This is a genomic window from Gordonia sp. NPDC003376, assembly GCF_053589235.1.
In genome coordinates this window covers 1-12690 of record NZ_JBSFRM010000044.1, presented here as the reverse complement: position 1 = coordinate 12690, position 12690 = coordinate 1, and the positions used below count along the sequence as shown (strand labels likewise).

The 12690-nt window shown below is 67.3% G+C and carries 12 protein-coding genes; 5 read left to right on the top strand and 7 right to left on the bottom strand.

Annotation, left to right across the window (positions count from 1 at the left end):
* The first annotated feature begins 20 nt into the window (after positions 1–20).
* The 3 genes from ACWDUA_RS24805 to ACWDUA_RS24795 all read left to right on the top strand — a co-directional run bounded on the left by ACWDUA_RS24805 (position 21) and on the right by ACWDUA_RS24795 (position 3292).
* Positions 21–1421, top strand: a complete 1401-nt coding sequence (locus tag ACWDUA_RS24805; RefSeq protein ID WP_449753706.1) for an aminotransferase class III-fold pyridoxal phosphate-dependent enzyme — start codon at positions 21–23, stop codon at positions 1419–1421.
* A gap of 129 nt (positions 1422–1550) precedes the next feature.
* On the top strand, positions 1551–2843 hold the full coding sequence (locus ACWDUA_RS24800) for an ammonium transporter (RefSeq protein WP_449753687.1): 1293 nt from the start codon (positions 1551–1553) through the stop codon (positions 2841–2843).
* A 95-nt stretch (positions 2844–2938) separates the two neighbouring features.
* Positions 2939–3292 carry an iron chaperone gene (locus ACWDUA_RS24795; RefSeq protein ID WP_449753686.1) on the top strand — a complete coding sequence of 118 codons (354 nt, stop codon included), beginning with the start codon at positions 2939–2941 and terminating at the stop codon, positions 3290–3292.
* A gap of 210 nt (positions 3293–3502) precedes the next feature.
* Here ACWDUA_RS24795 and fadD5 read toward each other — a convergent pair whose 3' ends face one another.
* From fadD5 to ACWDUA_RS24775, 4 genes are all read right to left on the bottom strand, one after another.
* Positions 3503–5107: a fatty-acid--CoA ligase FadD5 gene (gene fadD5, locus ACWDUA_RS24790; protein WP_449753685.1), complete on the bottom strand. Its 1605-nt coding sequence runs from the start codon at positions 5105–5107 to the stop codon at positions 3503–3505.
* 121 nt (positions 5108–5228) lie between these two features.
* Positions 5229–5714 carry an SRPBCC family protein gene (locus tag ACWDUA_RS24785; RefSeq protein ID WP_449753684.1) on the bottom strand — a complete coding sequence of 162 codons (486 nt, stop codon included), beginning with the start codon at positions 5712–5714 and terminating at the stop codon, positions 5229–5231.
* A gap of 2 nt (positions 5715–5716) precedes the next feature.
* Complete coding sequence (locus tag ACWDUA_RS24780; protein ID WP_449753683.1) at positions 5717–6058, bottom strand: ArsR/SmtB family transcription factor; 342 nt, start codon at positions 6056–6058, stop codon at positions 5717–5719.
* Positions 6059–6168: 110 nt separating this feature from the next.
* Entirely contained in the window at positions 6169–6717 is a 549-nt protein-coding gene (locus tag ACWDUA_RS24775; protein WP_449753682.1) for a Chromate resistance protein ChrB, read from the bottom strand.
* A 79-nt stretch (positions 6718–6796) separates the two neighbouring features.
* On the opposite strand from ACWDUA_RS24775, the gene ACWDUA_RS24770 reads away from it, so the two are divergent.
* Positions 6797–7987 (top strand): MFS transporter, encoded by a 1191-nt coding sequence (locus ACWDUA_RS24770; RefSeq protein WP_449753681.1) that lies wholly within the window; start codon positions 6797–6799, stop codon positions 7985–7987.
* A 49-nt stretch (positions 7988–8036) separates the two neighbouring features.
* Here ACWDUA_RS24770 and ACWDUA_RS24765 read toward each other — a convergent pair whose 3' ends face one another.
* Entirely contained in the window at positions 8037–9176 is a 1140-nt protein-coding gene (locus ACWDUA_RS24765; protein ID WP_449753680.1) for a helix-turn-helix transcriptional regulator, read from the bottom strand.
* A 112-nt stretch (positions 9177–9288) separates the two neighbouring features.
* On the opposite strand from ACWDUA_RS24765, the gene ACWDUA_RS24760 reads away from it, so the two are divergent.
* The gene (locus ACWDUA_RS24760) at positions 9289–10713 is read left to right on the top strand and encodes an FAD-binding oxidoreductase (protein WP_449753679.1); all 1425 of its coding nucleotides are present in this window, start codon (positions 9289–9291) and stop codon (positions 10711–10713) included.
* 86 nt (positions 10714–10799) lie between these two features.
* Here the strand turns inward: ACWDUA_RS24760 and ACWDUA_RS24755 are convergent, their stop codons facing one another.
* Complete coding sequence (locus ACWDUA_RS24755) at positions 10800–11363, bottom strand: nitroreductase family protein (RefSeq protein WP_449753678.1); 564 nt, start codon at positions 11361–11363, stop codon at positions 10800–10802.
* 31 nt (positions 11364–11394) lie between these two features.
* The gene (locus tag ACWDUA_RS24750; RefSeq protein WP_449753677.1) at positions 11395–12357 is read right to left on the bottom strand and encodes a hypothetical protein; all 963 of its coding nucleotides are present in this window, start codon (positions 12355–12357) and stop codon (positions 11395–11397) included.
* Between the last annotated feature and the right edge of the window lie 333 nt (positions 12358–12690).

Below are 12690 nucleotides of genomic sequence, written 5' to 3'. Positions count from 1 at the left end.
GGAACAGACCCGTGAGCATCATCGAGGATGGCCCTGCCACCGAGACGAGCGTGACCGGCACGCTGCCCAACGGTCTGGGTCACGACGAAGCACGCGCCGAGGCCCGACGGACGTATGAGCTCGACCGCAAGCACGTCTTCCACTCGTGGTCGGCACAGGCCGAGATCTCCCCGATGACGATCACCGCCTCGGCGGGATCGTATGTGTGGGACGGCGACGGAAACCGACTGTTGGACTTCTCCTCTCAGCTCGTCAACACCAACATCGGGCACCAGCACCCGAAGGTGGTGGCCGCGATCGCCGCCCAGGCCGCGAAGCTGTGCACGATCGCACCCCAGTACGCCAACGACGCACGGTCGGAGGCGGCGCGGCTCATCACCAGCCATACCCCCGACGGCCTGGACAAGGTGTTCTTCACCAATGCCGGTGCCGACGCCAACGAACATGCGGTCCGGATGGCCCGCCTCCACACCGGCCGATACAAGGTGCTGACCCGCTACCGCTCGTACCACGGCGGCACCGACACCGCGATCAACATGACCGGTGACCCGCGCCGCTGGCCCAACGACCACGCGAACAGCGGGGTGGTCCACTTCTTCGGCCCGTTTCTGTATCGTTCGCGATTCCACGCCGAGACGCAGCAGCAGGAGTGCGAGCGCGCACTCGAGTATCTCGACGAGGTGGTCAGGATGGAAGGGCCGTCGACGATCGCGGCCATCGTCCTCGAGAGCATTCCGGGAACCGCGGGCATCATGGTCCCGCCGCCCGGATATCTCACCGGGGTGCGGGAGATCTGTGATCGCCACGGCATCGTGTTCATCGCCGACGAGGTGATGGCCGGTTTCGGCCGCACCGGGCGGTGGTTCGCGTTCGAACACGGCGACGTCACCCCGGATCTGATCACCTTCGCCAAGGGTGTCAACTCCGGCTATGTGCCTCTCGGCGGCGTGGTGATCAACACCGCGATCGCCGAGACCTTCGCCCACCGCCCTTATCCCGGCGGACTGACCTACTCCGGTCATCCGCTCGCGACCGCGGCAGCGGTGGCCACCATCCGCGCGATGGAGGACGAGCAGATCGTCGAGAACGCCGCGACGATCGGCACAGAGGTGATCGGGCCGGGCCTGCGGGAGATGGCGGCGCGCCATCGCTGTATCGGCGAGGTGCGTGGCGCCGGAGTGTTCTGGGCGCTCGAACTGGTTGCAGACCGCGCCTCCCGGGAACCCCTGGCACCCTACGGCTCCAGCAGTCCGGCGATGACCGAGACGATCGCGGCGTGTAGGGCGGGTGGGCTGTTGCCGTTCGCGAACTTCAACCGCATCCACGTCGTCCCGCCGTGCACCGTCACCGCCGACGAGGCGCGGGCCGGGCTGGAGATCCTCGATCGTGCCCTCGACGTCGCCGACGGTCACCTCGGGTAGCCCAGCTGTCACCCGTCCTCGCCCGGGTTCGACGATTCGCCCGACTTGCCGGAATCCTTTGTCGGTCAACGACACTGCGCCACGTGCGAGGAGTGTAGGCTTTCGTCGCCCGTGCGACGGAAGGTGACCATGTTCCCCATATACGGCACACCCGACGGGGCGAACACCGCCTGGATGCTGGCGGCCTTCGCCCTGGTGCTGCTCATGACCCCGGCGCTGGCGCTGTTCTACGGCGGCATGGTGCGCTCGAAGAGCGTGCTCAACATGATGATGATGTGCCTGTCGGCCATCCCGATCGTCTGGATCGTGTGGGTCGTATTCGGCTATTCCCTGGCCTTCGGTGACGACCACGCCGGTCTGATCGGCAGCCTGTCGTCCTTCCCCGGGTTGCACCACACCTACGGGACCGAGGGAACGCAGCCCGGCATACCGCTGGTCGGAACCATCCCGGCGATCCTGTTCGTCGCCTTCCAGACCGGCTTCGCGATGGTCACCGTCGCGCTGATCGCCGGAGCGGTGGCCGACCGCATGAGGTTCGTCTCGTGGCTGGCGTTCGCGGCGGCGTGGTCGGTACTCGTCTACATCCCGATCGCCCACTGGGTGTTCAGTGCGCCCGGGCTGACCGAGGCACACGGCGGCTGGATCGTCAGCCATCTGCGGGCGATCGACTTCGCCGGCGGGACGGCCGTGGAGATCAACTCCGGTGCATCGGCATTGGTACTGGCGCTGTTGCTCGGGCGGCGCGCCGGGTGGCCGAAGGATCCGATGCGTCCGCACAACCTGCCGTTCGTCATGCTCGGTGCCGGTCTCCTCTGGTTCGGGTGGTTCGGGTTCAACGCCGGCTCGGAGCTGGCAGCGAACGGTAGCGCGGCCGTGATCGCGGTCAACACACTCGGTGCGGGTGCGGCGTCGATGGTCGCGTGGCTGGTCGTCGAACAGGTCCGACACGGTCGGCCGACCTCCTTCGGCGCCGCATCCGGTGTGATCGCCGGACTGGTCGCGATCACACCGTCGTGTTCGTCGGTGACGCCGGTCGGGGCACTCGCGGTGGGCGCGGTGGCGGGGGCGGTGAGCTCGCTGGCGATCGAGCTGAAGTTCCGCTGGCGCTATGACGACTCGCTCGACGTCGTCGGCGTCCACTTCGTCAGTGGCGTGGTGGGGATGCTGATGATCGGGCTGGTCGCGTCGCGGACCGCACCCGCCGGCATCGACGGCCTCTTCTACGGGGGCGGCGTCGACCAGCTCTGGAGACAGGTGGTGGCCGTGCTCGCCGTCATCGCCTACGCCACGGTGGTGACCGGCGTGATCGCGCTGGCCCTGAAATTCACCATCGGTCTGCGGGCCGATCGCCAACACGAGGCCGACGGGATCGACGACGCCCAGCACGCGGAATCGGCGTACGACTTCACCATCACCCGCTGAGCGCCGGAGAGACCCGGTCGGGGTGGTCGGCCCGGCTGTTCGCCGGTCGGGGTGTTCGGTGTACCGACATACCGGAGCGCGGGTAGGTTCGGCATATGCCTGCGCCCAAACGTGCCGATCTCGATGACTTCTACGCTCGGCTGACCCCGGTGCAACACCCGCATCTGCGGGAACTGCAACGGATCAGCCTGTCGTACGCGCCCGCCGTCGAGGAGAAGCTGCAGTGGAATCAACCCGCCTATCTGCGTGACGGTGAACGACTCTGGATGCTGCAGGCCTACGGCAAGCACTGTTCCCTGCGTTTCAGCCCGGAGTTCTTCGGCGCATACACCGGCGAGGTCGCCGACGCCGGATATGACTGCGGTGCCGGGTTTCTCAAGATCGGTTACGACCAGGACGTACCAGAGGCGCTGTGCCGGCGCCTGATCGAAGCCCGGTTGGCCGAATAGGAGTTCCCCGCGCAACCACCAGGCGCGCGGTGGGTCTACCGCGCAGGTGGTGGTTTCCGCGCGGTTCTCAGGCGGGAACGCCCTTGGCCGCGTGCGGCTCCCGTGATCAGGGCGACCTTGCCCTCCAGGCGGTTGTCGGTGAACGGAGGTCCTGCTCGATCTGGTGGATGCTGCGTCTCAGTGGTTGGCGGAGAACGGAATTCGACGGGGTCAGTGCTGTAGGCCGATGTCCTTGCTGCCGTACGCCTCCCGCAGTCGAGGCTTGACCACCTTGCCGCCGGCATTGCGGGGCAACTCGTCGATGATCACGAGATCCTTGGGATGCTTGAAACGGGCGAGGTTCTCGTTCAGATAGGGTTCGAGCTCCCCCAGGGTCAGATCGGTCGTGGGGTCGGCCAGGACGACCACCGCCACCGGTACCTCGCCCCAACGGTCGTCGGCGCGGGCGATCACCGCGGCCTCGGTGATCGCGGGATGCCCGAAGAGGACGTTCTCGACCTCGGCGGAGTAGATGTTCTCCCCGCCGGAGATGATCATGTCCTTGGCGCGGTCCACCACGAACAGGAATCCGTCCTCGTCCTCACGGACCAGATCACCGGAGTGGAACCAGCCGCCGCGGAACGCTTCGGCGGTGGCCTCGGGTCGGCCCCAGTAGCCTTGCATGAGATTCGGTCCGCGATAGACGATCTCGCCGACCTCCCCCGGCTTCACATCGTTCATCAGCGGGTCGACGATCCGTGCGGTCACCCCGGGCACCACCGTGCCGATCGAGCCGATCTTGCGACGAGCGTCCTTGCCGCGCAGCAAACAGGTCACCGGCGACATCTCCGTCTGACCGAAGGCCGTCATGATCTCGGCGTCCGGAAAGGTCTCGGCCATCGCGGCGAGGACCGAGTCGGCGGCCGGTGCGGCACCCCAGCTGATCGTCCGTAGCTTCAGTGCGCGTGGACGAGCCTGCTGTTCGGCGCAGATGAGCTGCCACTGTGCCGGCACCATGAACACCGATGTGGTGCCCTCACGTTCGAGGGTGTCGAGCATGGTCGCGGCGTCGAAGGCGCCGAGCGGATGGATCACCGCCCGCACCCCCAGGTACAACAGCGGGGCGAAGGCGGCGAGGCCGGCGATGTGGAAGATGGGCGGGACGACCGAGGCGACGTCGTCGTCGTGGCGATCGGTGCTCGCGATGGCGGTGACGGCCTGCGCCTGCAGATTGATGTGGGTCAGCATGGCGCCCTTGGGTTTTCCGGTCGTACCCGAGGTGTACATGATCAGGGCCACGGAGTCCTCGGGCACGTCGATCTCCGGCAGGTCCGAAGAGTCCTCGGCCACGAGCGTCTCGTAGTCGAGGTGTCCGGGAGCGTCGCTGCCGTCCACCACGACCACCATGTCGATCGAGCCCGTGGCCGTGACGACGGCGTCGGCGACCGGTGCCAGGAGTCGCTCGGTGACCACGACCCGCGCCCCGCTGTCGGTCACCAGATAGGCCACCTCGGCCGGGGCCATCCGGATGTTCACCGGGACCGGAATGGCCCCGATCAGGTTGGCGCCCAGTACCGCCTCGAGATACTCGGTGCGGTTGAGCATGGCCATCAGGACCCGGTCACCGAACTGCACGCCGCGGCGCTGCAGGGCGCCCGCGAACGCGCGGGACCGGTCGTCGAGTTCGCGCCAGGTGGTCGATCTGTCGAGGTAGGTCACCGCGACCTCGTCGGGAATCATGAACGCATGCCGGTGAAGCTGGCTGTTCCAATGGCTACGGCGTGACCGCCATGGCTCGGTACCCTGCCCGGTGGTGGGATCGGTCGCGGTGGTCATCGGCTCTCCCTGCCCCTCGATCATGGGACACATCGCTGATGATGTGCCGTCGGTCACACCGTAGGGGAATACGGTGGACCCGGTGCCGGAATGGTCGACACCGGGAACCCGATGACGGACCTCAGGCCGCGAGGAGGTCGTCGATCTGATTGATCGCCGACGACGCCCCTTCGAGAATCCCCATGTCGAGGACCTGTTGCAGCGCCTCCGCTGTCGCGTAGGTACTGACGAAGGTGGCGACGGTGCCGTGATCGTTTGCGGCGAAGCGGTACTCGCTGGTCGACACCGGCATGCTCGCGACGGGCGCGAAGTCCTCGTCGGCGAAACCGTCGACGAAGCTGAACCCGTGGGGTTCGTCGATCGTCTGGATCTCCCAGTAGCCGGCATATTTCTCGCCCTCGGGGCCGGTCATGTAGTAGGTCACGCGACCGCCCGGGGTGAACTCGTGGTCGACGACAGTCGCCGGAAACGTGGGCGGCCCCCAGATCTTCTCCAACTGGCGCGGATCGGCGTACACCTGCCACACCCGGGCGATCGGAGCGGCGAACTCGGCGGTGATGGTGATGGTCAGGGTGTCGATGTCGTGAGAGACATTGGTGACGGGCATGGTCATTCCTCCGTGGACGTGTCGAGTGCGAGGAGATCGTCGATGCGGGCGATGCGTCCTCGCCAGACCTGTTCGAATTCGGCCAGCATCGTCGCCACCGCTCGAACGGCGGTGACGTCACCGGTGGCGAGTTGCTCACGGCCACTGCGTCGTTTGGTGAGCAATCCGGCGCGTTCGAGAACGGCGACGTGCTTCTGTACCGCGGCGAAGCTCATGTCGTAGTTCGCCGCCAGGGCCGACACCGAGTGCTCCCCCGCCAGCACGCGACGGAGGATGTCGCGGCGCGTGCGGTCGGAGAGTGCGTGGAACAGGGCGTCTGCCCGGTCCTCGTCGGTGCCTTCCACCCCGCAAATATACAACTGATTGGTTGTATGTTGTCAAGGGCTTCTGCGAATCGATGGCCGAACGGGATCGATTGCCGGACAGAACGGCCCTCCATCGTGGCCGCGGCGGCTCAGTCCGCCGCGATGCGGATATGGCGGTAGACCCGCTCGGAGAAGTTCTCGAGACGGGATTCACACTCCCGCAGGCGCTCTGCGGCATCGAGTGTCTCGGGTAGCTCGAGGACGTCACGGCGCCTGAGTTCCCGGAACCAGCGACGCAACCGATCGAGACTCTGCTCCTCCTCCTCGAGCTCGGCGAAGGTGAACTTCTCCGACGAGATCTCTCGGGCGATCTCGTCGATGAACTTGCCGCAATCGGCGTCGAACTCGTGCCACTCGTCGATCCGAGCTGCCCGGAAGGCGTCCTCGAGGAAGGCGCGTGCCGACGAGTCGTGCGGGTCGGCGTCGAACACCGCGACGATCCCCCCACCGTGGGCCGCCAGCCCGTGGACCCGATCGAGCACCGGCCGGAAGGCCTCGGTGGCCGGGAGCGTCCATGTTCCCTGTGCCACCGGCACGGCTCCCGCACGGCGCAACTCGCGCCAGATGCCGACCCGATGGCGGGAAGGCTCGGATGGAACCTGGACCACGGCGAGCAGCCATCGGAGTTCATCGGTCACCTGCCGACGGTAGCACCGACGACTACTGCCGGAATCCGTTGTCACGATCTGGTCGGTAACGTCTGTTACATTCTCGTTCGTGACGAAGAACGACGCGGTCGGCGGCGTGGGCCCCCTCTATCTGGCGGGCTTCACCACTGCATTCGGTGCCCACGGCACGGCTGCCGTGCTGGGTGTGGAGACCGACGACATCGGCCTGTCCTTGCTGGGGCTGGGGTTGATACTGGCGCTCTATGACGTCGCCGAGGTGATCCTCAAGCCGGTGTTCGGGTCGCTCAGCGACCGGATCGGGACCAAGCCCGTGATCCTCGGCGGGCTGGTGTCGTTCGTACTCGCCTCCCTGCTCGGGGTCATCGGGGCGGGTCCCTGGGCGCTGGCGCTGGCCCGGTTCGGTCAGGGGGCGGCGGCCTCCGCCTTCTCCCCGGCCTCGTCGGCGGCGGTGGCACGGCTGGCCGGAGGGCCGCGACTCGGCCGCTACTTCGGTCGGTACGGATCCTGGAAGAGCATGGGCTATGTGATCGGACCGCTGATCGGTGTCGCGTTGACCCGATGGGTCGGCATCCGTTCGGTGTATCTGGCCCTGGCGATCTGCGCCGCCGCAGCAGCGGTGTGGGTATGGGTCGCGCTGCCCGCGCTGCCGGTGAAGCCTCGGCCCCGCTACACCGTCGCCGATCTGGTACGTCAGACCACCGAACGCGGATTCCTCGTCCCCACCCTGCTCCTCGCGACGACCACCGCGATTCTCGGTGTGGCCGTGGGCTTTCTGCCGCTGCTGTCCACCCGGCTGGATCTCGATCCGTTGTTCGGTGCGGCCGCGGTCGCGGTACTCGCGGTGGCCGCGGCCCTCACCCAGCCGATCGTGGGTCGCCGCCGCGACGACGGCCGGCTCGACACCCGACGCGGTGCCACCGGCGGACTGATGCTCGCGGCGGTGGGGCTGATCGTCGTGGCCGTCTGGCCCGGCGCGGTCACGCTCATGCTGGTGGCGGTACTGATCGGGTTGACGGTCGGGGTGGTCACTCCGCTGGCATTCGCACACCTGGCCGCCTCGACTCCGGAGGAGCGGATGGGTCGAACGATGGGCAATGCCGAACTCGGGCGTGAACTCGGCGACGCAGGTGGTCCGCTGCTCGTCGGCGCGGTGGCCTCGGTGGCGACGCTGCCGATCGCTCTGGGCGTGCTCGCCGCCACGGGGGCCGCGGCCGGCGGACTGAGTTGGCGGGCGTTGCGCTCCCCGGACGACTCGTCAAATCGGTCGGGGCAGACGTGATCCGGCGAAAGGCTTCTGGCCCAGATTGTTTGGTTCCACGAGAGATCTTCTATGTGGCGACCGCGGTGTTCACGAACCAGCCGTGCGTGCCGAGTTGCCCGTTCTTCTGCGGGGCATAGTGATCGAAGTACACGCGAGACATGAGTTCGCGGCGGCTCGACACCCCGGCCTTGGCGAAGATCGACTTCAGGTGATCCTGCACCGTGTACGGCGACATGTGCAGGGACTTGGCCACCACCGTCGTCGAATCACCACGTAAGACCGCACCGACCACCTCGCTCTCGCGAGAAGTGAGCCCGAAGGTCGACACCACCAGCGGCAGCAGCGCCGACGGACCGGCGGTCTCGATGGTCACCACGGTCTGACGAGCTCCATCGCGCCCGGTGAGAGGTGCGGCGTGAACGGCGAACCATTCGCCGCTCGCACCCCGGACGATCAGCCGCGGGACAGCATCCGAGCGTCCCGCGAGCAATGCCCGCGCCGCCCCGAGCGTGGACGCCACACTGGTCGGCATCTCGCCCCACAGATCACCGTTCAGCTCCTCGATCCGGCGGGTGGCCGCCGGGGTCGCGGAGATGACGTTCTGGTCGGCGTCGAAGATGATGACCGCCGGGCCCTTCTCGGCCGGCTGCACGTCGAGGTGCATCTGCGATTCGGCCACCGACACCACGAGACCCGCACGGACCCCGAGGGCGAGACTGTCGGTGACGCTGTCGAGGAACAGGGCCTCGGCGGGACTGAATCCACTGCTCTCGTGCGTCCGGTAGAGCGAGACACCGCCCCACGTGCGACCTCCGGCACGGGTGACCGCCCGCATCTCGTGACCGAACCCGAACATGGGCTCGAACAACTCGCGGAACCGCGAACTCCGTCGTGGGTCGCCGTCGGTTTCCTCGTGCAGGATGCTGACCGGGAACTCGCGATGCGCGAGGTCGGCGAACAGGGAGATGTCGTCCTCCACATACTCGTGGTGGGCGAACTCGACCTCGCAAGGAGAGTCGATGCCGATCTTGACCGATCCGGTGACGAGGTCGGTGGCAGGATCGATGCTGCCGAAGCACACTCCCTCGAAGGGAACCGCGCGGCGGAGGATCTCCATCGCCTCGATTCCGAACTCACCCCACGGCAGTCCGGACCGTGCGAGGGCGTCGATACCGGCCCGCGCGGATTCGGCACGCAAAGTCTTCATCGGCCAAGTATGCGCCGAGCCGGGCATTGCGGGTATCCCACATAGTTGGGGGATATACCACCCAGGTTCTGGGGATGGTGGGCACCATGGATCGCGCCGCACAGTAGTCGGCATGACAACGAACGAAATCTCCACTCCTGCAACCTCACACACCGACATCCCGGCCGCCGCCGGGAAACAGATCCCGACGCACCCACCGTTCGGGGAACTGGCGGTGATGCTCGTCGGAACCCTCGTCCTGCCGGGCGACCCGGACTGGCCCGCGGCGTCGGCGGCCTGGAATCTCGCAGTGCCGCAGCGCCCGGCGGCAGTGGTCGTCGCCGAGTCCGCCGCCGATGTGGTGACCGCGGTGCGTTTCGCACTGCGTCACGGCGTCCGGGTGTCGGCGCAGCCCGGCGGACACGGCGCCACCACCGCGCTCGACGACACCATCCTGATCCGGACGCGCGGACTGGACGATATCTGGATCGACGCCGACAACGCCATCGCCCGCGTCGGCGCCGGAGTCAAGTGGGTGGAACTGCAGACCGCACTGAACGGGACCGGCCTCACCGGCCCGATGGGGTCGAGCGGCGACGTCAGCGTCACCGGATTCTGCCTGGGCGGCGGGATGTCGCTGTTCTCGCGCGCAACCGGCGTCGGCGCCCATTCGGTCCGGGCGGCCGAGGTGGTGGACGGGCTCGGACGTCACCGTTGGATCGACGACTCCACCGATCCCGAGCTCATGTGGGCATTGCGCGGCGGTGGAGGCGATTTCGCGATCGTCACCGCCGTGGAGCTCTCCCTCACCGCGGCACCGGAGATCAGCGGGGGGCGCCTCGTGTTCCCCGCAACCGACGGGCCGGCCGTGTGGCGAGCCTTCGCGGAGGTCACCGCCACCGCACCCGACGAGCTCACGCTGTTCGCCTCGATGCTGCATTTCCCGCCCATTCCCGAACTACCGGAGGAGATCCGTGGAAAATCCCTGTGCACGATCGACGCCGTGTTCCTCGGCGACCTCGATGCGCTCGATGCGCTCCTGGTCCCCGTCCGCACGGCCGGCACCGTCGTCCGTGACACCGTCCGTCCGCTCGCCCCAGGTGAGGTGGGCACCGTGTGCGAGGAACCCGATGATCCGTCGCCGGCATACCTCGGGACCACCACGCTCGGACGACTCGACGAAGACGTGATCGACACGATTCTCGCCCGGGCCGCCACCCCGGCGTGCGGCGTGCTCCAGGTCCAGATCCGTCACCTCGGCGGCGCCCTGCTCACTCCGTCGGAGAATGCCGTGTGCCGGCGGATCACCGCCGCATATTCGGTGATGGCCATGACCATGGTTCCGGTTCCCGAGGCGATGGACCCGGCTCACGCGTCGGTCGCCGCGATCCTCGCCGACATCGAGGAGTTCTACGGTGGGCCGCTCTCGGTGTCGATGCTCGGCGACGACGATCCGCTCGCCGCGGCGTTCTCCCCCGAGGTGATCGCCCGGCTGCGGATCGCGAAGAACGCCGCCGACCCCGACGGTGTGTTCCGCAGCAGCCGGCCGGTCATCTGACCCGGGCCTTCCCAACAGCCCGACAGGCCCACGTCCCCTCATGGATGTGGGCCTGTCGGCATCGGCCGACCGATCGCCCGGGGCGATCAGCCGGCGGAGGGAAATCGGGTCAGGAACCGGGATGCGTCCACCCGGCGTCGCGGGGTGTCCCGCTCCGTGCGGCCGCCGACATACAGCCAGCCCATCAGCTTCTCGGTGTCGGCGAGCCCGTGTAGTTCGGCGATCTGCGGTGACGCCGCGAGCGGGCCGGTGCGCCAGATGACGCCGTACCCGGCCTCGTCCAGCAGCAGGCTCAGGACGTGTCCGACGCCGGCCGCTACCGCTTCCTGCTCCCAGGTGGGGACCTTGGGGTGCGGTGTCGGTGACGACACGATCGCGATGAGCAGCGGTGCGCGCAAGGGCTTGTCGGACGGTTCGGTGCCGTTGATGTGTCCGATCGCCTCGGCAAAGCGCACCCGGTCATCATCACGTAGTTCGATCAGCCGCCACGGCGCCAGATTCGCGTGGTCGGCGACACGACCGGCTGCCGCCACCAGATCCAGTAGTTCGTCGTGGGTGGGGCCGGCATCGGTCACCTTGGGTGACGAACGGCGTGCGAGCATCGCATCGCGGACGGGAGTGGCGGTGGCGGAGTGCGGATCGAACGGCATGCCCACAACCTACCGAGGTGGCCGGGGACGGTCACGCCGCGCGGAGGACCGACACCGATCTGAGGTCGGGCAGTTCGGGGTGGCCGGGTCTGTGCCACCGTCGACGGTCGGCGGGGATGACGAGATCTCTCGGCCGGATGGTGCCGCGGGCGACCAACTGACCGAGTGTTTCGAGGAAGCCCTGCGAATCGCGATCGAAGGGCCGTCCCCGCGCGGTCAGTTCGAGCAACATGCTCCCGTACCGGGGAAGGTCGAACGTGCTCGCCGGCCTCAGTGTCGAGTTCTTCCAGACCTCGGACGCCCAGTTCTCCCCTGCCCCGCTGTGTTTGTCGAACCGTGCGCGGGTGAATGCGTGGACGACGATGTCGTTGCCCCGATCGGCGTGCCCGACACCGAGATGGTTCCTCCGGCCGGTCAATTGATATGGGCACGGCCACCACGCCAGGGCGTCCAGGGGTGCCGTCGCTTCAGCGGACGACGAGTCGTCGTCGGGGACCACACCGGCGGATTCCTCGAAGACGAGGAATCCGGTCGGATGCATTCGGAGCAGTGTTCGTTCCTCTGCGCTCGGCCGCGCCGCCCTGCGGACGGCTGACATGGTCTCTCGCGGCAACCACAGCGTGGGCGATGCCTGGACGACCGTGGCTGCCATCTGCGCGATCCCCCACGCGTTGGAGACGTTCGCCGCGAGGACCGTCTGCATCTCGATCAATCCCCTGGCCTGGTGGATCATCTCCTCTCCTTCCACATGATCAGGATCGAGGTAGTCCAGATCGTCGACTTCTTCGTCGTCGAGATCGGTATCGAGGTACGGATGACGGTCCTGGAGATACTCCAGGATTTCCTCAACGGTTGCGATGCTCTCGTCGAACATCCCGAACTGCTCCTCGATATAGATCGTCATGTTCTGGAGTCCCCCGAGCAATTCCGTGCGCACCCGTGCCAGATTCTGCGGTGACCACGACGGGTAGGTGGTCCTGTTGCGTCTCCCCATGCGAGTCAAGATATCCCGATATCGGGAACCCGCTGTCGGAGAATTCCACAGGCGACGCCGGCGACCGAAGTCCTGGTGCAAAGGACGCGGGGCGGCGACTGCGATGTAGGCGCACACCCTCGTCTGCGCAACCGATCTGTGCCCGTTGATGATTGGGCACTAGTACCTCCCCGGTCGTGGAGCGGCAAACCCCGAACGCTGATTGAGCCGGGACCGAGCGAAGTGAGTACCCCCGAACGCTGATTGAGCCGGGACCGAGCATCGCGAGGACCCGAGTCGAAATCTCCGCAGCGTGGGCTGGGTGCGTGACCACCACCAAGGTGGTCGCGTTGG